General features: G+C 46.4%; 12 protein-coding genes, 1 other RNA gene and 2 pseudogenes. 5 read left to right on the plus strand and 10 right to left on the minus strand.

Features of this window, described 5'->3' with window-relative positions:
• Positions 1–10: 10 nt before the first annotated feature.
• The gene (locus tag FHD02_RS18550) at positions 11–322 is read right to left on the minus strand and encodes a PTS sugar transporter subunit IIB (protein ID WP_032995197.1); all 312 of its coding nucleotides are present in this window, start codon (positions 320–322) and stop codon (positions 11–13) included.
• Positions 323–491: 169 nt separating this feature from the next.
• Between FHD02_RS18550 and FHD02_RS18555 the strand changes: the two genes are divergently transcribed.
• The 5 genes from FHD02_RS18555 to manA all read left to right on the plus strand — a co-directional run bounded on the left by FHD02_RS18555 (position 492) and on the right by manA (position 8,156).
• The gene (locus FHD02_RS18555) at positions 492–1,763 is read left to right on the plus strand and encodes a PTS sugar transporter subunit IIC (protein ID WP_032995199.1); all 1,272 of its coding nucleotides are present in this window, start codon (positions 492–494) and stop codon (positions 1,761–1,763) included.
• Between the two features lie 210 nt (positions 1,764–1,973).
• Positions 1,974–3,311, plus strand: coding sequence for a carbohydrate porin (locus FHD02_RS18560; RefSeq protein WP_032995201.1), 1,338 nt, complete (start codon positions 1,974–1,976; stop codon positions 3,309–3,311).
• Between the two features lie 11 nt (positions 3,312–3,322).
• Positions 3,323–5,518 carry a CBM35 domain-containing protein gene (locus FHD02_RS18565; RefSeq protein WP_049052376.1) on the plus strand — a complete coding sequence of 732 codons (2,196 nt, stop codon included), beginning with the start codon at positions 3,323–3,325 and terminating at the stop codon, positions 5,516–5,518.
• Positions 5,519–5,571: 53 nt separating this feature from the next.
• Positions 5,572–6,990 carry a glycoside hydrolase family 1 protein gene (locus tag FHD02_RS18570; RefSeq protein ID WP_032995203.1) on the plus strand — a complete coding sequence of 473 codons (1,419 nt, stop codon included), beginning with the start codon at positions 5,572–5,574 and terminating at the stop codon, positions 6,988–6,990.
• On the plus strand, positions 6,987–8,156 hold the full coding sequence (gene manA, locus FHD02_RS18575) for a mannose-6-phosphate isomerase, class I (protein WP_220394181.1): 1,170 nt from the start codon (positions 6,987–6,989) through the stop codon (positions 8,154–8,156). Before FHD02_RS18570 ends, manA begins: the two co-directional genes overlap by 4 nt.
• Positions 8,157–8,657: 501 nt before the next feature.
• On the opposite strand, the gene FHD02_RS18580 is transcribed toward manA, so the two are convergent.
• From FHD02_RS18580 to FHD02_RS18620, 9 genes and pseudogenes are all read right to left on the minus strand, one after another.
• Positions 8,658–9,896 carry an ankyrin repeat domain-containing protein gene (locus FHD02_RS18580; RefSeq protein ID WP_220394182.1) on the minus strand — a complete coding sequence of 413 codons (1,239 nt, stop codon included), beginning with the start codon at positions 9,894–9,896 and terminating at the stop codon, positions 8,658–8,660.
• Between the two features lie 1,146 nt (positions 9,897–11,042).
• Positions 11,043–11,938 (minus strand): annotated as a pseudogene (locus tag FHD02_RS18585) (plasmid partitioning protein RepB C-terminal domain-containing protein).
• A complete protein-coding gene (locus tag FHD02_RS18590; protein ID WP_220394183.1) occupies positions 11,935–12,831 on the minus strand; it encodes a ParB/RepB/Spo0J family partition protein in 897 nt (298 codons plus the stop codon). The pseudogene FHD02_RS18585 and the gene FHD02_RS18590 overlap by 4 nt, the downstream one beginning before the upstream one ends.
• A pseudogene (locus tag FHD02_RS18595) lies at positions 12,821–14,378 on the minus strand (recombinase family protein). The gene FHD02_RS18590 and the pseudogene FHD02_RS18595 overlap by 11 nt, the downstream one beginning before the upstream one ends.
• 282 nt (positions 14,379–14,660) lie before the next feature.
• The gene (locus FHD02_RS18600) at positions 14,661–15,890 is read right to left on the minus strand and encodes an integrase domain-containing protein (protein ID WP_220394184.1); all 1,230 of its coding nucleotides are present in this window, start codon (positions 15,888–15,890) and stop codon (positions 14,661–14,663) included.
• A 166-nt stretch (positions 15,891–16,056) separates the two neighbouring features.
• Positions 16,057–16,420, minus strand: a transfer-messenger RNA (tmRNA) gene (gene ssrA / locus FHD02_RS18605).
• Between the two features lie 72 nt (positions 16,421–16,492).
• Positions 16,493–17,656 carry an HlyD family efflux transporter periplasmic adaptor subunit gene (locus FHD02_RS18610; RefSeq protein ID WP_137349546.1) on the minus strand — a complete coding sequence of 388 codons (1,164 nt, stop codon included), beginning with the start codon at positions 17,654–17,656 and terminating at the stop codon, positions 16,493–16,495.
• 7 nt (positions 17,657–17,663) lie between these two features.
• Positions 17,664–19,850, minus strand: a complete 2,187-nt coding sequence (locus FHD02_RS18615) for a type I secretion system permease/ATPase (protein WP_220394185.1) — start codon at positions 19,848–19,850, stop codon at positions 17,664–17,666.
• Positions 19,847–21,256, minus strand: coding sequence for a TolC family outer membrane protein (locus FHD02_RS18620; RefSeq protein ID WP_220394186.1), 1,410 nt, complete (start codon positions 21,254–21,256; stop codon positions 19,847–19,849). Before FHD02_RS18620 ends, FHD02_RS18615 begins: the two co-directional genes overlap by 4 nt.
• Positions 21,257–21,321: the final 65 nt, after the last annotated feature.

A 21,321-nucleotide genomic window follows, 5' to 3' on the forward strand; every position in this document is an offset into this window, starting at 1 on the left:
TTTCCCTTAATTATTTGTTATCTATCAGGGTGAGTGCGAAATCGAGCACGGCGCCGCCTTTTTGCATGCCGTAGTCCATCATGTTGATCGGCTCGACTCGGATCCCATATTTGTCGGCTTGTTTTTGCAGATCACTCTGCATGTACTTGACCTGTGGGCCAAGTAACACCACCTGGTAGTGGCCAACCTGTTCGGCAAATTCGGCCACGCCAAAGGCCTTGATTTCCGCTTCTATTCCACGCTTTTGAGCTTCCTCAACCATTTTTTTTACCAGCAGACTGGTGGACATCCCGGCAGAGCAACACAACATGATTTTTTTCATAACGACTCCTGTTAACTGATGGCTGGAATATAATCATCACGGAACAAAACGGAAAGCGCTTTCCATAAATGGATTAGCTAATTGTGACCATGATCACCAGAGAGAGACTTTCACTTTGTCGTGATGTGCGCGATCATCGCGGCTATTCATGAATGACTAAGGTTGAATTATGAACATTCATTTGATGAATGTTGTTGTGGATTTAATAGAGCAACGTTTAACACCCATCGCGAATATAATTACGCGAAATCAGCATATTACCGCGATGCGCGACGGTTTTTCCCTGGCGATGCCTTTTGTAATTGTCGGTAGTCTGATGGTGCCGCTCCTGTTTCCGCCAGTAGCCATTTCCAGTTCGTCGTTCTTTGGACAACTCTACCTGCAACTGCGTCCAATGTTGTTGCCAACTTTCGAACTGACGCTCGGACTGGTGGCTCTGATTGTGGCCTTTGGTGCCAGCGCCAGTCTCGCCAAACAGTACCAACTCCCGGAACGGCTCTGCGGGTTGACCGGATGCCTCTCGTTTTTGCTGTTTATTGGTTTTCGCGATAATGGGGCAACCAACATTTTTCTGGGAGGAATGGGGCTGTTTACCGCACTGATTTCAAGTGCTTACTCAATTGAAATTATTCGTTTTTTCTATAATAGAGGCTGGTGTGTCCGCCTGCCGGAAGAAGTCCCTGTGATGACGCGAAACGGCTTCCAGATATTAATTCCGCTACTGGTGATCATGTTATCCATCAGCGTGATGAACGCGCTAATGCTACAGGCTACAGGGCGGATCCTCCCGCAGCTGATAAGCGAAGCCCTCCAGCCATTGATTGTTGCCTCGGATACTCTGACCGCGGTACTTATCTCATTGTTTATCTGTAACCTTTTGTGGTTCGTTGGCATCCACGGCGCATTGATTGTCACCGGTATTATGAACCCGTTCTGGTTAACCTATCTGTTTGAAAACCAGCGGGCACTTGCCATGGGCGAAGCTGTACTGCCACATATTTATCTACAAGGCTTCTGGGATTTTTATCTCCTGATTGGCGGTATTGGTTCCACGCTGCCTCTGGTATTTATGGCGATGCGCAGCCGGTCGCGGCAGCTTAAAAGTGTTGGGAAAATAGGGCTGTTGCCGTCGCTTTTTAATATCAACGAGCCGATATTGTTCGGCTTTCCCATCATTATGAACCCAGTATTTTTGCTGCCATTTATCTTTGTTCCCTTGATAAATGCCTGTATTGCTTGGTATCTCACGCAACTTGGTGTACTTGATCGGGCGGTGGCTATGCTCCCATGGTCGATGCCTTCTCCGCTGGGGGCCGCGTGGTCGGCAAATGGTAGCTGGAAAAATATGTGCATGTGTCTGTTTGCCATTTTCAACGCCTGGATGCTCTACCGCCCCTTCTTTAAAGTTCACGAACGCCAGCTTATGGCCCTGGAAAAATAACCCTCCTTCGAGCGGCTTATCTGTGAAATATGGATAAGCTGCTTTTTTTGTGACTCCTTTCACGAATTTATTCTATCTGAACTCAGAAGTGTGATTTGATCCGGTAAAAATGGAAAGCGCTTTCCATTTATGGATGTACATTTCCGTCAGGGATCCTTACATTTCCTCTGCGACGTAAAGCAGTGAAAATAAAAAAATCTAAGGGAACCTATGAAAAAGTTAATTAAATCAATACCTCTGTCCTTAATCGCCCTTGCGGTAATCAGTGACTATGCCAGCGCAGATGAGAAATATGACTTTGCCCTGCACGGTTACATGCGTTCCGGGATCCTGGCAAATACCGACGGCAACCGCGTGAATTCCGTAGGGCTGATGCCTGATGGCAAGTGGCGACTGGGTAACGAGGAAGACACGAAAATTGAACTGATCCCGACGGTAACGCTGAAGTCGGATTCGGGGGCGGTGGCGCGGATTCAGGCCAACCTGACGCATCAGACCAAGTGTACGGCCGACTGGAACTGTACTGACGATGACGGCAAAGAAACGCAGTTCCGCGAAGGTTTTGCCGAACTGAGCAACCTCGATTTTGCCCCTGGTATGACGTTCTGGGCCGGTAAACGCTACAGCAGCTCCAACACCTCAAGCCACCAGTTTGACTGGGAGTACATTCAGTACAACGGGACTGGCGGCGGTTTCGACAAGATGGATCTCGGCTTCGCGCAATTCGATGCCGGGATATATGCCTTCTCTCCAACTGATGAAACCAAAGCCTATCCGGTTGATCGCGGCGATCAGGGGTATCCGGATGACTATTCCCTTAACCTGTGGTTCAAGAAAATCGGTGGAACCGGGCTGGATCTGGAGTTGATTGGCCATCGCATGAACCGCAATGAAAACCATCCTACGGCGGCGCAGAAAGGTTACGGCGCCACGGCGGTTTATAACTTCGACGGTTTTTACGGCCTGACCGGCGGTTATTCGCGTATTGCCCTGCAATATGGCAAAGGGCTGGCAGCCGCTGATTCACTGGGTAAAAACGGCTGGGGATGGGCGAATCTGGAGGATACGCAGTCCTGGCGTATCGTGCTGGATAACTTAGCCAGCATGGGCGATCTGGAAGTGTCGACTTTCGCGTTCTACCAGAAAGACAAAAACTACCGCTGGTGGACCAGCGATGACGACGGCTGGGGACGCTCAATGTGGGTTGCCGGGATCCGCCCTTACCATCAGATCACCAAAAACTTCGCCATGCAGTATGAGCTGGGTTACGAATATCTCGATGATAAAAACTACATGGGAGCGAACGGTAAAGGAAAAGGCGGTTTGACGAAAATTACCGTAGCGCCAACGCTGACGTTTGATTCGGGTTTCTGGAGCCGCCCTCAACTGCGTTTCTTCGCGACCTATGCGAAATGGGATAAAGGCGTTTCTGATGCACTCGATGGTAGCTACGACTGGGGTACCGGCACAATCAGTGCGGGTGGCTATTCCCGTAGTGGTGAAACCGACACGCTCAATTTTGGCGTACAGGCTGAAGTCTGGTTCTAAGGAGAAGAACAATGCATATCCCGATGAAAAAAATGCTTCTGATTTCTCTGCTGTCGGCGCTGGGCAGCGCTGGAGCAATGGCGGCGGAGCAATCCCATTTTGAACATTTTATTACCCGCGACGGCGCTCAGCTAAAAGATGGCGATCAGGTTTTCCGCTTTGCAGGGATCCACGCGCCAGAATTGCACCGAATTGAAGATGACGCGCGCGGAACTTGTAAAGCAGATCCTCGCGGTTGGGGGCAATATTTCAAATGGCCAACCGCTGAAGAACAGGAGAACTGGATCAAGGCGATGGTGAAAACTGGTGCGAAAGCCCAGCGCGTATATGTACTTTCCGTTCAGCAGGAGAATGATTCTGACTGCGCCCGTGAAACTCATATTCTTGCACCCGCCACGCCAGACGGTATGCCACGGCTGAATGAAACGGCGATGAAAGTCTACGACAACATGATTGCCGAAGCAGACAAGCAGGGGCTGCGCTTGATCCTGCCATTCATTGACCACTGGTGGTGGTGGGGGGGCCGCGAACAACTCGCCGCGTTTTATGGTGAAAAGCCGGAAGATTTTTATCGTACCGACAGTAAGACCTACAAAGCTTACCAGGATGTGATTCGCCAGGTTATTACACGCACAAACTCCGTAACTGGGCGTCATTACTATGATGAAAAAGCCATAATGGCTTGGGAAACTGGCAACGAACTAGAAGATACCAACGCGGAATTTCTGACAGAAACGGCGGCGTGGATCCGCAAATGGGCACCGCATCAGCTTATTGTTGACGGGACGTACAAGAAGATTAACGACTTCTCTCTGAGCGATCCGAACGTCGATATCATCAGCAACCACTACTACACCAATGCTGACAACAACCATCCTGAACAGGTGCGTAAAGATCTGGAAGCGATTGGCGGTAAAAAAGTGTATCTGGTCGGTGAGTTTGGCCTGCTGGACCATAAAGATCTTAATAGCATTATGCAGTCTATCGTGCATACCGAGGTGAACGGTGCGCAGGCGGCAGGCGGCTTTATCTGGGGCTTCCGCGGCCATCGCCATGACGGCGGATTCTACTGGCACAAAGAGTATACCGGTCATTACAGCTATCACCTGCCGGGCTTCCCTGTCGAGGGGAAAGCAAATCAGGAAATGGAAGTAGTGGATCTGGTCCGTAATGCGTCTGCGCAAATGGCGGGCCTTGAAAAAGCGCCTGCACTGCCTGTGCCGGAAGCCCCGAAGCTGCGGGCATCTGATTCTCCGTTTGCCATCAACTGGATGGGTGCGCCGGTAGGCCGTACTTACGATATTGAGCGGGCAACCAGTGCAAAAGGGCCATGGACCATTGTTGGCCACGATGTCTCTGACGGGGTGAATGAATGGGATCCGGCCAAAATGGATCTCTTCCGTGACGACTACCGCAGTCTGCAACTCGGCAAAACCTATTACTACCGCGTGATCGCGAAGAACGAAAGTGGAGCCTCTTCCCCGTCAAACGTCATTAGCATTAAGCACACGCAGAAAAATCTCGCGCCGCAAATCACGCTGAGTGAGGCGCTGACCACCACAGTGGATAAAGGTGTACAGCTTCACGGAGCCTGGACGGATGACAATCTGCCGGACCGGCAGGTGAAAACTGGCTGGAGTAACGGGGGAGATAAGAACGTTCATTTCTGCGACGCGGAAAAAGACGATACCCGTGCCTGGTTCTCGGCACCTGGAGACTATGTACTGACCTTTACCGCAGACGATGGATTGCTGAAAAGTAGTAAAACGCTGAACGTTTCTGTTAAAGAAGCGGCGGGCAAAATCCCTGCGGATTACTGCAACTTTGGCGGTGGGACGATGGATGTAAAACAGGGAAAACTGAATGTAGTGAAAAGCAATGAAAATCAGCTTGCTATCGGTGATGACGGTTTCCTTGGCCCATTCGCTAATGAAGGCGACAGTGTGAGCTGGCAAGTGAATGCACCATGGGCCGGGAAATTTGCCCTGCATGTGAAGTTCAACGCCAAATGGGGCGGTAAGAAAAACTCATTCATGGTGAATAAAGGCACGCCGATTGGCATTGAATTCCCGCAAACCGATGAGAAAGGACAGGATATGATTGTGCCGGTCGTTCTCAACGCTGGGGAAAACACCATCACGTTCGGGAAGTTGTCCGGTGACTGGGGCTATATGTTTATTAAATCCATTGAAGTGACTGCAGAGTAGTTGTTTTGGCTGCGCCCCTTGGGTGCAGCCCTTTTTTTCTCAAAGGAGGCGTTATGACCCGGTATCAATTTCCCGAAGGTTTTTTCTGGGGGGCTGCGGCATCTGGACCGCAAACCGAAGGATCTGCGTGTAAGGCACACCGTTCCATCTGGGACAGCTGGTTTGCTGAGCAGCCGGAGCGGTTCTATCAGCAAATTGGTCCACAGAGCGTTTGCGAGACCTACAGTAAATTCAAAGATGACGTGAAACGGATGAAGCAAACAGGGTTCAACTCGTTTCGTACCTCAATTCAGTGGTCGCGGCTGATTGATGATTTTGAAACGGGTGCGCCGAACGCAGAGGCCGTCCAGTTTTATCATGATTACTTCGATGAGATGATCGCCAACGGTATCGAGCCGATGATTAATCTTTACCATTTCGATATGCCGGAGGCGTTACAAAAACAGTACGGGGGTTTTGAGTCGTCATACGTAGCAGAACTCTTTTCCCGCTTTGCTCGAACAGCGTTTGAACTGTTTGGCCATAAGGTGAAATACTGGATAACCTTTAATGAGCCGATTGTGCCGGTTGAAGGCGGTTATCTCTATGACTTCCATTACCCGTGCAAAAAAGACGGTAAGCTTGCGGCACAGGTTGCGTTCAATATTATGCTGGCCCACGCGAAAGCGGTGCAGGTGTATCGTGAACAGGAACTGCCGGGGGAAATTGGCGTCGTCCTGAACCTGACACCCTCGTATACCCGAAATGACAGCGAGGAGGATAAAAAAGCTGCGTGGTACGCTGATCTGCTTTTTAATCGCAGTTTCCTTGATCCGCTGGTTAAGCATGAGTTCCCAAAGGAGTTGTGTGAAATTCTGGCTATGCACGATTGTCTGCCTGAAATAAAAAAAGCAGATGTAGACTTGATTACCGATTCGCAGGTTGATTTCCTCGGCGTTAATTATTACGTTCCGCGACGAGTTAAAGCACGGGAATGTCCGTATGAGCTCGATTACTTTACGCCAGAATATTATTTCGAGAACTATATTGACCCTGAGGGTCGCTTCAATCCTTATCGCGATAATAACGAAATCTTTCCACAGGCGATTTATGATATTGCCAGCAATATTCGCGATAATTACGGAAATATTAAGTGGTATCTGGCTGAAATAGGCATCGCCATGGATGTGCAGTCGGAAGGCCCGGTTCAGGCCGATGGTGTTATTGATGATATGTTCCGCATCGAGTTGATGGAAGAACACCTTGAACAACTCCATCACGCCATTATCGACGGTGCAAACTGTTTTGGTGTACATCAGTGGACGTTTATCGATAACTGGTCATGGATAAATAGCTTTAAACGTCGATACGGGTTCTGGCGCCTGGATTTGGAAACCGGAGAACGGCAAATAAAACGCAATGCCATCTGGTTTGCTGAACTGGCTGCAAGCAACGGATTTACCCCCGGTACATTTGGAAGGGGCGTTAAATGAAACCTTCTTTTTATCGTCTGAGAAACGGCATTAAAAATTATGCCTGGGGTAGTCGGACGGCTCTAAACACGCTGTTTGGGGTACCTAATCCTGATGAACAACCGCAGGCTGAGATGTGGATGGGCGCGCATCCGGCAGGGTGTTCGGAAATAGAAACCGGGTCAGATTCTGTTTCGTTGTTGGACGCGATCGCGCAATCTCCTGAGTCTGTTTTGGGAGCGCGAGCGATGGATAGATTTGGCCAACTACCGTATTTACTAAAAATACTGGCTGCTGAAACCGCGCTTTCCATTCAGGTTCATCCGGATAAACGTCAGGCAGAAGAAGGGTACGCACAGCAAGGGAACCGGGTCGGAGAGGATTATAACGATGCGAATCACAAACCTGAGCTGGTTTATGCCATCACACCTTTTATGGCAATGAATGGTTTTCGTCCCTTTCAGGAAATCGTGAATCATTTTCTTCGTCTTAATGCGCCCGAACTGATGCCCGCATTGGCTGAATTTCGTGGAAACCTGACAGGTGAAGGATTTAAACACTTCTTTGTAAGCCTGATGCAACTTACTCAGCGTGAAAAAGAGAACGTCCTGACACAGCTACAGGCGTGCCTCGACAGTGGCGGGTTTACCTATTTGCAGAGTTTTATAACTCGTCTCATGCGCGACTACCCTGGCGATATCGGCATTCTGGCTCCGCTGTTCCTGCACTGCATTACGCTTGCGCCAGGCGAAGCCATGTTTTTACGTGCCGGAACGTTACACGCATATGTGCATGGAACTGCTGTCGAAGTGATGGCCTGCTCCGATAATGTACTACGAGCAGGGTTAACGCCTAAGAAAATCAATCTTCCTGAACTGGTGAAATGTACTGTTTTTAGGGAAACACAAGAACAGGAACTTAGACTATTGCCAGATGATACCGGAACTGAACAGCATTATTCTGTACCGGTAGAGGATTTTTGTTTTTCAGTTATTGGAAACTGCCAGCAAAAACGTGTTGACGTCGACAGCGCACAAATTCTGCTTGTACTCAGCGGCATCACAACGCTACGTGATACGAACGGTGATGAAATAACGCTTTTCGCAGGTCAGTCGGTATTTATACCGGCACTTACTGCTTCCTATTCTATTATTCAAAACGAATTTTCTTGCTTGGTACAGTGCTGACCATGTGCAACTTGATTGGCACACCTTAATCTGAGGTAATATATATAAAGCCCGCCTGGTGTATGCACACCAGGCGGGCTTGCTTGGTATTTCCATATCACGCGATAACCAAAGATTACCAAGAAAATGAGTTGAGCCAGTTTTCTATTTCAACTAAGAATAATTTGGGGTTCCACCTTATAAGATGTTCATCCTCGTGCCTCAGTTGAAGCACTTGGCGAGCAGTGACATGCTCCTCATGACTCAAGTGGCTTGTTAAATCATAACTAAAGTTCATTTATTCCGGGCGGACGTTTTTATTTAACGCCATCAACTACGGTATTGTTTATTTCTGTCAGCGCTCAAGGCTTGTCTTTCACACAACCTTTATTATGAGGTAGTCGTGTAGTGGGACGCTGACAGCTTTATCACATTGTACAGCGCTCCTACTGATTGCCAGGCAGATAATATCGTTGTGTAAGTAGCGCGAGTGGATCAAACCTGTTTATGAGAAAGTAATTATCACAGTCTTTTTTTACTGGCAGCATGTTTTATATTCGGATTAATAACGGTTTTGAGTTCTTTATTTTCCCTCAGTGCAAGATAGGCAAGGATTTCAGTACGTATGTCCTGTTCTTCAATATCATTAATGTTTACCTTAACATTGTTTCTTATAAACCATTTAATAATTTCCTTGTTTTTTAAACTGACAAGCGGGGTGTCATACCATGAACACAGAGTGACATGGCGGATATCAATGATTTTCTGTGCTTCAGTAATGATTTTTTTAATGTCTTTGTTAGGGTATTTTACTACGCACCGCTCATTAATTTTGTAATCAATATTCTGACTTTGCAATATTTTAATAAACTCAAGGCAGCCAAAAGTAAGACGATTAAAAGTTAATGGTCTGGATTTAATCAGGTTAATGAAAGGCGTAAGCACGCTGAGACACTGATCAAGTTGAGAGTTGCTGAATATCATGGTCTGTATGTATTCAAAGACGGTTTCCCCATTGTTATTAACTTGGTTTATATCACAGCCATTTTTGATTAAAATGTCCGTGATTGGTTTTTTATAAGGGTGAAAAATTAAGCTGTTCCCATTTCGATCCTGTATGTCAGGATCAAGGCCCGCAGCGAAATAAACATCCAGTAAGTCAGCATCTATGCCGATAATGTTAATGGAATTATGACCATATATATCCCTTTGGTTAACATTGATACCTTTCTTAATCAGCAGACGCTTAACGTCAGCCTCACAGACGTAGAAAAGGGCATTTCTTCCATAGCTGTCAGTGTGGTTAATATCAATACCACTGTCGATGAGTTCTCTGGCTGAGCTTTCGTTGATTGCAAAGAAAAGCGCATTTTTATCTTCAAGTTCAGAGTGGTTTATGCTGATACCATTTTTTACCAGTAATTGAACTGATTCAGCGTCACTGGTGTAGAAAAGCGCATTTCTGCCCAAGCTATCCGTATGATTGATATCAATCTCATGTTCAGCCAGCACGCTCAGGGTTTCAGGAGAGGGCGTATAGAAAAGTGCGTTTTTATTCAGTATGTCAGTCTGGTTGATATTTATTCCGGAGCTAATCATTGCTTTCATAAGTTCCGGGTATCTGCAGCCGAACAAAGCATTCTGGTTCGAGGAATTGAGCGTATTTATATCTATCCCTGTCTTTAATAGTTTTTTGAGCTCTGCAGGGGATTTTATTTTGAAAAGGTTAAGGGTATTATTATTTTGTGATTTTTGGTTCATGTTATTTCTCCTTTTTTTATAATGTAAAATAACAATAATCGATGGATTTTTGTTTTTCAAATTTATTTTTAATTTTTTTAATATGACTAATGCAATGCCATTCTCTATGAATATAAGAGTTAATTATCGAGTTTTAGAATATAATAATAGAAATAAAAAAATGTTTAAATCGACCACAGGTTGATATTCTAATCGATTGTGATTTGGCATGCGTCTCAGATATTAGTTTGAAGTTCGCAATAATGTCGGGGAAACTTATATGGTGAGTTTACACAGCATGCAGAAGAACGTGCACAGTATAAACGTATCAGTAGTATGAGCAGCATTGCAGATAGGTAGCTCCGGCATGATTTTCTTTTCTGACCGAAGGGAAGAAAAGCAAGGGCAATCCGGAGAAGCAAGCGCAGCGGCTTCGTAGGGTTAGCCCTTGCTTCTCTTATAATTGGCATTATTCATTCAAGAACAATAGGATCTTCGCTTGTACAAGCGAAGCTATAATAAAAACAATCAATTAATTATTTTAAAAGTATTAAACAAAAACCTATTGACATTCATAAAATACAAGTTATTTATAATGTATGCCATAAATAAAAATTTTTATGTCATATGTATCCTGCACTATGTGCAGTTAATGTACCACTTGTCCCATATATGGGGAGATTGGAAAGGTTACTTTGTTTTGAAGTAGCCTTTCGTCCTTCAGTATTAACGATTACTTATTGCTATTACCAAGTCCATTCGAATCGAAGAACATCTTTTATCTGAGACGACTCCTAATACCCGGTTAAAGCCACAATATCTCTCGCATACGCAGACTAAAGAAAAATTATGATATTAACTATGTGATTTTTTTAGTGTTAAGTTGAATAATTAAATACTGGAGAGTTTTCTGTGCACTACCAATTGCTGGTTCATCTGTTCTACCGCTGATGTTTCTGACTAATCTCCCGGTGACACAGAACTATCCCTCTCTACCAGCCTTCATTCGACTCAATGTCCGGCCGCTGATACGCAGTTATCCCTTCGTATCAATGACTGACACCTAAACGTAATGCTTTGGTTGCTGGCGTATCTGACAGTTTCTTCGGCGTTAAGGTCGTTGTGTAAGTATACTTCTTGGTTTATTTAGGCTATATAAAACCATGACTATGACTTGCTGTTTTCAGTAAGAGTCTTATCATCCAAAGAATTTATTCTAGAAATTCTTTTTAACTCATCAAGATAATCAACCTCGTTTTCTAAGAACCAATGAAGAACTTTAGAGTTGCCAAGTAATTTATTAATATATGACTGGATTATAACGAATTTCAACATATCTGAACCATACTCGGTTTGAAGCTTTTTCGTTTCTTCCGAAGTTGTTGCCATTTCTTGTTCCAGACGAAGTATGGTTTTTTTTATGTCCTTTTTATAGGGAGTGTTTTCCCTTTATTTACTATCATCGATGCCGGTGTTGCATCCAAGATGCTCATTGCAAATTTTTTACTATAATTATCAAAATTAATCATTGTACCGACTGCTTCAATTTGGCGAATTGGCTTCATTTTCCTCAAAACGTCAAATGTAGCCTTAGGTATAGGTTTATCAGAAAGTTTCGCAATTACACTTGGATCTATGCCGTTCATCACATTAGCTTTATCTTTTATGGCATCAACAGACATGCCCAAAGCAGCGCTAAGTTTTTCAATTGATACTTTTGCCAGAGACTTAATTATCATTCTATGTTCTTCAACTACATTTATATGATTCACTTGTTTGTTAGGAGTGAAAGCATCATCTATGCTCGAAAGTATACATGGAGCTTTTTCTATACCTAAGTCTTTTAAAGCCTCAACCCTTAAATGGCCATCAAGTATCTTAGTGACATCTTTATCTTTGTCATAGAACACTATTATTGGTTCAATAATATCTAAGCTTTCGATAGAGGTAACTATTTGATGATATTTATGGCTTCGCTTTACGTTTTCTAATAATTCCTTAGATGGAATTAACTTATTAGTTTCCAGGTAAATAAAATTATCGCCAAAACGTATCTGAATCATTTTGATACCTCTTTGTTTACTGGGGTTAATATCTGAGATGGTAGTTCTGAAAGATTCTCTTGTTCAAGTATATGTTGAAAGCTTTTATTCATCATTATGATGTTAAAAATCTCATTTACTATTAGTAGGTTGGTTTTTATGAATTTTGAGTTGTTATAAACAGATTTATGTTCAGCGATACTATTTTCATAAAGCTCAATCAACTCCTCTGCAGTCATCCTTTTTGATGGTTTGTGATAATAAAAGCCGGCTGCTTTTGCACCTTTATTCCCAACTGTTCTTTGATTTAGAATGTGTTTTATCTTTATAATGTCCCGACTTTTTATTAATTTTTTATCATATGCTTCGGTAAGAATATCTTGTGCTTCCTCAGTTTCACATCTTGCAAATTGCACTGCGAGATACAGAGGCAAATTACCCCGTTCGACTGCTGAGAGAAGTTTATGCTCTCCCTTATCAAGTAGCATATTAATACTGCTCACCCAGTTCGATGAATATCCAGTAATCTCACTTATTTCGGAGTCTGAAAGTCCTCTGATTTTCATGTCGTTAATCACCTGTAATAACTCATTAGAACGTGGTCTTCTCCTTGCAATGTTTTCAACTAAACTCATAACGTAAGCATCTTCTTCTGATACATCTCTTATAATTGCTGGAATAATAGTTTCACCTAATGCAACGAGAGCCTCTATTCTCCCTTGACCACAAATTAAAGCATATTTGAAATCGTCTTCATCAATAGCTCTTACGCTTATAGGCTTGCTTAATCCTCTTTTTTTTATGCTTTCCTTTATTTCTTCATGCACTACCTTATTTCTTGTTCGTGGGTTAAGAAATTTTATTTTTGCAATCTCAATTTGAGTTATTGGGAATTCATTTTTTTCAGGCAGCATATAGTTCCCTCACTTTCATGCGAGTAATAATTTGTAGAAGTTTATCAAGATTATCAAATCTATAGAGATCTAATCGAATGTTGTTTGTTTCCGTCATGCACATTTTACTATATTCGTTTTCAATTTTTGGTATGATATAAAAATCAAGAGGTGAAATATTTTGTGAATTCATTCGTATAACAATTGTTATGTCTGCTTTCTGTGAGTTATCAAACCGGACTTTCCATCTAAGTTTACCTGATTTCATATGTATGCATTTAGTAACAAGGACGGAAATTAAAAACTCATCATTGATGTAAAGCATTGGGGTATATTTATACTCGTCTATATGACAGTTACTTTTTAAAATTTCACCCTTAAAATCCTCAATTATCTCTGAGTAAAATGATCTTAGTGCTTCATTTATTTTGAGATAGCTGTAATCATGTTCTGGCTTATAACCAATTAAAGTATATGCTCTTAAAAGACCACCAAATCGGGTTCTATAAACAGAAGATGAAGGGCCTGTATCATCTTCATCAATGATAAAGCCTGATAGTTTTCCATTAGATTCTAATTTTTGTTTTAGTTTTTCTAATAGATCTTCATTAGTCAAATGAATGGAGCGGAGCTGAATTATTTCTTGAGCTTTATTGTATTTTTTCATTGAAATAATAGGTTTATATGCCTTGTCACATCTAACCCATTCATGTTTGGGGTTTTTTACAAGCCGACTTTTTAGTTTAGATGAGGTTTTGTTATATATGTTGTTACCAATATATTTTTCATTTGTCAAAATTTGATGTATTTTTGCACGAGTCCATAATGTTCCATTTTCTGCAGGTATGTTCTGTTCATTTAATCTCTCAGCAATAATGAATTCTGGGACGTTATTATCTATAAAGAGATCATAGATCCTATTTACAATTTTTATTTCATTTTTTGGTCCCGGAATTAATATTACTCTATCTGTTTGAATACTCTTTCTTTTGCGGAAACTCAATATTTCTTTAGCTATGCCATTTTCGTCTACTAAAAGACGTCTCAGCCCATAACCAGCCATACCGCCTTGATGATAACCAAGCTTTATTAAATTTACTTGCCCTATAAATACCTTTTCAGATAAATTCCTGCTGTGATATGCAGCACTAGATCTTTTTATATTCAGTATAACAGAGGACTCTAAAGGGAAATCTTTAGTGGGTATAGGTTCGGAACAATATATAAGATCTACGCCATTTCTCTCAAATAGAAATGGAATAATATGCCGCTTCATCACTATTTTGAAAACGACCAAAACGGCTCACATCATAAAATAATACAGCCTGTATATCTATTTTCTTTTGTTCTACATCGCTAAGTAACTGCTGCAAAGAATGCCTGCCTACGATACTGACTCCGCTCTTACCTGCATCATCGTAGGTATAAGCGATTTCCATATTGTTCTTTTCAGCATAATCTTTGATATATTCGGACTGATTATGTAAAGAATATTGCTGATGGTCGGTAGACATCCTCAAGTACTGTGCGACCCTAACTCTATGATTTTTGTCATTTTCGCTAGCCATGCACGAAACCTCATGGATGATTCAATACAATGTAGAAGATAAAATTGATCAAATTTTAACCGAATTCAACTGTTTTATCATTGATTAGTGCGAATTTGGTAGATCTTCGAGGTGTATGATAATCGAGAAAAGATGTGAATTATTTAGCTGATATGACCGACAGCTTTCGTTATTTGGCCTCAAGGTACCCATTCGTAAATGGCTATGCTTAGTCCACATAGGTTAATGGTGTGATCATTAATTCTTCAAATAAATCAAGATAGTTAACCCATCATGGAAGAGTTATGCGGCAATAACTTTGTCTTTTTGAGACGAAACATAGTCACTCCACCATTGCATGAGAACCACACGTTCTGTGAGATACTCTGCACGATTGTAGGCTGCAATTATTTCATCTTTTTTCGAGTGGGCAAGGGCGGCTTCTAAGACATCAGTTCTAAACTTGCCACACTCCTCAGCAGCCGTTCTGGCGATTGATCGCATACCATGAGCTACAAGCTCACCTCCGAAGCCCATACGGATTATAGCCGCATTAGCTGTTTGTTCATGCATGTGATTGAGTGGCGCTTTGATACTGGGAAATACCCACTCTCGATGCCCGCTGATGGCTTTCATTGAATCCAAGACTCGCAAAGCTTCTTTGCTCAGTGGAACTTTGTGAGGTTTCTTCATTTTCATAAACTCCGCCGGGATGTTCCACATGCCGGTTTCTATATCAATATCTGACCATCTTGTGCGAACAGCTTCACCAGGGCGAACCCATGTGAGAAGTTGCCACTCAATCAGTAGCCTTGTTTCTAAACGGACAGAAGCATTGTTTAAAGCAACCAGGAAGCGGGGGAGTTCGGAAGGGGGTAATGCTGGCATATTCTGTTTTTTTGGCTTGCTGAACCGTTGCCCCAGGTTGTCAGCCGGATTGAATTCTATGAGTTCTTCTGTTGCTGCATAGCGGAAAATTTCATTCAGGCGGGATATGATGCGGCGAAGTGTTTCAAGGACACCTCGTTTTTCTATGGGTTCTAAATGCTGTTTAAGCATTTTAGGACGAATCTCCTTAATGGGGGTATCACCCAACGTTGGAAAGATATTTCTCTCTAGGCTTCGCCAGATGTCGTTAGCATGATCCTGGGAGATGCCTGACGTTTTGACTTTCTCATCAAGCCACTTCTTGGCTACTGCTTGAAATGTATGTTCCGTGGCATCCTTAAGGGCATTGGCTTTGTGGGTGTTATGAACTTGTGGGTCTATACCATTTGCAAGCAACGACAAGTACTCATCACGTAAAGCTCGTGCCTTCGCAAGTGTAAGGTGAGGATAGGTTCCTAAGCTCACCTTAGTTCGCTTTTTGGTCACAGGCACTGCATATCTGAAATACCAATTTTTCTTTCCTCCCTTCGCCAGGGGGGCGATTCGCAGGAGCAAACCATCGCCGTCAAAAAGGTTAACCTCTTTCTCGGCTGGTTTGGTGCTTTTGATTTCAGTGTCAGTGAGCTTCTTAGCGATTTTTGCCATGTTTGGGACCCTCATGTTTTGGACCCTTTGTGTTGGGTCCCAAAAAGGGTGCCATAACGAGTAGATTCTAGCAATTCTCGGTAGACTACTATAAACGTAAAAAAGCCCGCAAGGCTGGTTCCATGCGGGCTTGATAGACTTCACTGAACTTCAATATATCAAAAATTGGTGGAGCTGGCGGGAGTTGAACCCGCGTCCGAAATTCCTACATCCTCGGTACTACATGCTTAGTTCGTCTTTACATTCGCCTGGCACCTGCGGACGGACACGCCACTACCAGACTAGCCTGATTAGTTTTAACGCTTCAACCCCAGGCAGGGCATCCACGCGATCTCTTTTGGGTTTGACCTCTCTTTGATCCCCGTCTTAAGAGCGGAAGCTAGGGAGAGAGGGCTCAGAGCAGGTTATTAAGCTGCTAAAGCGTAGTTTTCGTCGTTTGCGACTATTTTTTTGCGGCTTTTTACGAGGCCAACCGCCCCTCGGCATGCACCTTGGGTTTCGCGAATCCCGTCGAATCCAGAATCAGCCCCAATGTGTTAGAGCAAGTATAACAGACTTGTGACACGCGTGACCAGCCCCCGCAACCCCTTATCCTCAAGGATTTACCGCTCGCGCAGCGCTTCTTTAGCCCGATTAAATGGTTTGATTAAATAGTCGGCGATGGTTTTTTCACCTGTTTTTATATCCACTGTGGCAATCATGCCCGGTACGATGGAGAAATGGCGTCCCAGTTTGTTCTCCAGGTAGTCCTGATGGGTACGGATAAACACGCGGTAGTAGAAGATTTCCGGTTTCGCTTTATCCTGGATGGTGTCCGGAGAGATGGTTTCGACTACGCCTTCCAGACCGCCATAAATGGCGTAGTCATAAGCGGTTATCTTGACCAGCGCTCGCTGGCCTGGGTGAATAAATGCGATATCACGTGGCGACAGACGGGTTTCAATGAGTAGATGATCGTCTATTGGCACGATTTCCATCATTTCGCCATTGGGTGGGATAACCCCGCCAATGGTGGTGACCTGGATATTTTTCACAATACCGCGCATGGGCGCGCGCACGGTCAACCGGGTGACGGAATCCTCACGTCCTTTCAAAATGGCCGCCAGCATATCCACTTCGGCGTTGGCTTTAGACAGCGCTTCACGCGCCTGCACGAAGTATTGGGAACGCAGGTCGGTAATTTTTAATCCCAGGTCGCTTTTTTGTCGTTGCAGGCGCAGCACTTCTACATGGCTGGCGGCGCCGCTTTTCTCCAGGCGCTGGGTAATGGCCAGCTCTTTGTTAACTGAGACCAGCGCGTCCTGCAGTTCCGCCATAGAATCAGCAAGCTGCGCGCGGCGGCTTTTATACAGACGCGTTTCGGAGGCGATGAGATCAGGCCAGGCGCGCAGTGAATCGGGAAAGGTCAGCGGCAGATCGTTAACTTCAGCATTAAGCCGCGCGCTGGAAGCCAGCGAGGCGCGATAGCGGGCGGCGCTTTCCCCAACGTTGGACTCAGACCGGGTAGGATCGAGGCGTGCCACGATTTGATTGGCCTGCACCTTATCGCCCTCGCGTACCGTCAGCTCGGCGAGGATCCCGCCATCCAGCGACTGCAATACCTGCTCACGTGAGCTGGGGATCACTTTCCCGCTGCCGGTCGAGACTTCATCCAGTTTACCGAAATACGCCCAGATACCCAGCACAGCAAATAACAGCGTGCTGAGCAGAATAATGCGGCTGGCCCCGGAAAAACGGTGTTCGCGGCGGATATCGAGATCGTCCATGGCGGCGTCATGCGGATTGGTTTTCATTTTTCCACTCCCGACCGTGAGTAGGTACAGGTGCCCGACTCGCATTCAACGCCTGCGCTTTCGGGGCATCCATCACCAGTTGACCTTCTTTCAACACCACCACGCGCTCGACCAGCTCCAGAACCGGCACGCGATGGGTGGCGACAATCAATGTGCGGTTGCCCAGCCACAGGTTCAGCCGCTGAATAAACTCCCGCTCGGTATGTTCATCCAGTGAAGCACTGGGTTCGTCGAGTAGTACGATATTGGGCGAGCGCAGCAGCATTCTTGCCAGCAAAATCGACTGCCGCTGTCCACCGGACAGACCGTTGCCGCCCTCCATAATTGGATGCGCCAGCCCTTTGGCGAGTTGTTTAACAAAAGCCGCTGCGCCGCTGACCTCCAGCGCTTCGAATATCTGCGCGTCGCTGGCATGCGGCGCGCCGAGAGTCAGGTTCTCACGCAGAGTGCCGAAAAACAGGCGCGCATTCTGGCTGAGAAAACCGATGTTGCGGCGTAAATCGGCCATATCGATTTGCGCCAGGCTCAGGTTATCGAGTCGGACCTCGCCCTGAATAATCTCCACGCCGCCCGCCATGGCCTGCAGCAGCGTTGATTTCCCCGCGCCGTTACGACCGAGGATCGCTATTCGTTCCCCGGGCATGATCTCCAGACGGGAGATACGCAGCGGCACGCGCTGATCGTCGCTGTGGTAGCGAAAGTGCGCGTTTTCAAAGAGATAATGGCCGTGAAGAATCTCCTGATGTACCCGATCTTCATCGTATTGCGTTTCGGTGGGGAGCTGCATGATGCTGTCCAACCCCATCTTCGCTGCTTTGACCTGCTGCCAGCGGGCCAGCACGCCGCACAGGTTAGCCATTGGGGCAATCATTCTGGAACCGAGCATGGAGGCGGCCACCACGGCCCCGGTGGTCATCGTGCCTTCAATGACCATCGGCGCGCCGAACATAATAATGGCGGCGTAGACCAGACTCTGTACCGACATGCCCCAGCCAATCAGCCCCTGAGTCAGCTTGCGCGTGCGCAGCCCGGACTCTCCGGTAATGCGGATGTAGCTGTTCCACTGCTGTAAAAAGCGGTTTTCCGCCTGCATCAGCTTGATGTCCTCCAGCCCCTGAACGCTTTCAACCAGTACCGCATTACGCAGGGTGGATTCATGTGCGGCCTGGTTGGCGAGCACCGCCAGCTTCTTCTGTAACAGTAAACCTGGCAGGATCATCAGCAGGGCGGCGACGGGCGCTATCCATGCCAGCGGCGGGGCAATGCAGGCCAGCACCACGATAAACAGAAAGAAAAAAGGCAGATCGACAATAGTCGACATGGTCGAGGAGGTGATCATCTCGCGAACCTGCTCCAGCTCGCGGAGTTGAGAAATAAAGCTCCCCGTCGAGCGAGGTACGGCGCTATTACGCAGCCGCAGGGCATGGCTGAATACCCGATCGGAAATGCGCATATCGGCGCGTTTACCCAGCAGATCCATTATGTGGGTACGTGCTTCGCGCAGCAGAAAGCCAAACAGGACCGCCACCAGAACGCCGGTTGAGAGAACATACAGCGTCGGATATGACTGCGCCGGAATCACCCGATCGTAGACCTGCATCGAAAAGATAATCCCGGAGAGCGACAGAACGTTAATCAGAAAAGCGGCAACCATCACTGGCAGGTAAGGGCGGATATCCTGTAAAACCAGTTCGCGCATCCAGTCGGGTTTAAAGCGAGAAATATAGCGGTCTACCCGACTGTCTTTTAGCGCCGAAAGCGGACGCAGCGCGGTAATGCTTACGATCTCTGGCACAAGCTCTGCGACCGTCACCCGGTTACGTTGCCCCTCTTCGGCGATGATAAAAACATCCAGTGCATCGTCACCGTTGAAATGCTCTATCACCATGATTTGGCCGTCGCGCAGTTCCGCTACTACCGGTAAACGCCACTGGCTGAATGCCTGCTTTGTGGTGTCCAGCGCGTGAAATGACAGGCCCGCCTGGCGCGCCAGTTGTGTCAGCGCGAGGGTGCGGTTTTTCCCTGCAAACCACGGGGCGTTGGCCTGGATTGCGCCGGGGGAGCAGGCAACGCGATAGTGGCTGGCAATATACGTCATCGCCTGCGCCCACTGGCTCAGAGCCTGTTCGCCAATGGCCTCTTCAGCATGTGAATCGACGTCGCTCATAGCTGTATCTCCACCGATTGAATGCTGCGGTTATTTAAGGCGAACGCCTGGCGTAGCGATCCGGTATTGTAGAGGCAGTTAAGCTGTAACTGGCGCAGCTGGTTTTGGGTCTGGAGTTCAGCAAAGCGCGCCTGATACACCTCCTGCTCGGCGTTAAGCACATCGAGCAACGGGCGAGAGCCAAGATCCAGATACTGCTGTTGATACAGCTCGCGCGTTTGTTCACTCAGTCGCTGCTGGCGTCGCAGAATTTGCAGGGCGGTGGCGAGACTCATCGCCTGGCTGCGGGATTCCAGTAATTTCTGCCGTACCTCAAGCCGGGTTCGTTGAATAGAATACTGGGCTGACTCAACCGCATGACTGGCGGCGTTGCGTCTGGCGGTAAGTCCACCCCCCTGATACAGCGGCATTTCAACTTTTACCCATGCGGAGTACTGGGTTTTGTCGAGCACCTCATGGCTGGGGTATTTGTCGTTGAGATAGTGCTGAACCGACGGTTCCAAAGATATGGTGGGCGTCATCTGCGCGTTGGCGTAATCGAGATTTGCCTGTGCCACATTCGCTTGTGCCCAGGCCGCCAGTACCGCGGGAACCAGTTTATCTTCCGGTTTGACCACATCGCAGCTGCTGTCCAGTTTGCCGGGGAATTCATTGCTGATGCCGTTGAGCGAGTTCCAGCCGAGAAAACTCATCAGCGTTGCCTTGCTGCTGTCGAGATTGGCCTGGTACTGCGCCAGTTGCGAACGCGCAGACTCTATACGCGCATCGGTTTGCACCACGTCCGATAGCGAGGTTGCGCCTTCATCATTGCGTTGCCGGGTCAATCGGCCAATGCCGTTGAGGGCGGCGAGTTGCTCCTCGGCGGCATCCACCATTTGCTGCCACGTCTGCACCTGGACTATCGCGTTGGCGGTTGCGTGCGCGATGGTATCAATACTGAGTAACACATTAGCCTGCTGCTGCGCGGAACCTGCGGTTTCAGCGCGGACCTGGCTGGCCACTTTGCCGAAGTCATACAGCATTTGTGACACCGAAATAACCAGGGCCGGGCTAAAGCCGTGGTCGGTGTAAGTATTGCTGTAGCCGTTGTTCATTCCGGCAGTTACCTGCGGGTAATATTTCGATTTCGCCACGTCTATCTGCTCATTCTGTGTGAGTAATTTGCCGATAGATTCACGAATGGATGGGTGCCAGCTCACGGCACGACTCACGGCATCGTTCAGCGTCAGAGTACCGGGGGCGGCGGAGCTTAGCGGCAGATCGGCAACGGAGCCGTCAAGGTTTGGAAGCATCTGGCTGTTTGCCAACCCTTCCGGCGTAATAATTTGCGGTTCATCCTCGGCATTCACCTGCATGGAACACAGCGTTAATGCCAGCAGTAATGCCACGGGCATGACTTTTCCCATATCTCATCCCTTTCAAATACAACCGTTACGGCAGTTGCTCCGGGCGTCGTGGCGCCCGGAGCTTT

The sequence above is a fragment of the Citrobacter sp. EC_71 genome (assembly GCF_019584005.1).
GTDB classification, from domain to species: domain Bacteria; phylum Pseudomonadota; class Gammaproteobacteria; order Enterobacterales; family Enterobacteriaceae; genus Citrobacter; species Citrobacter werkmanii.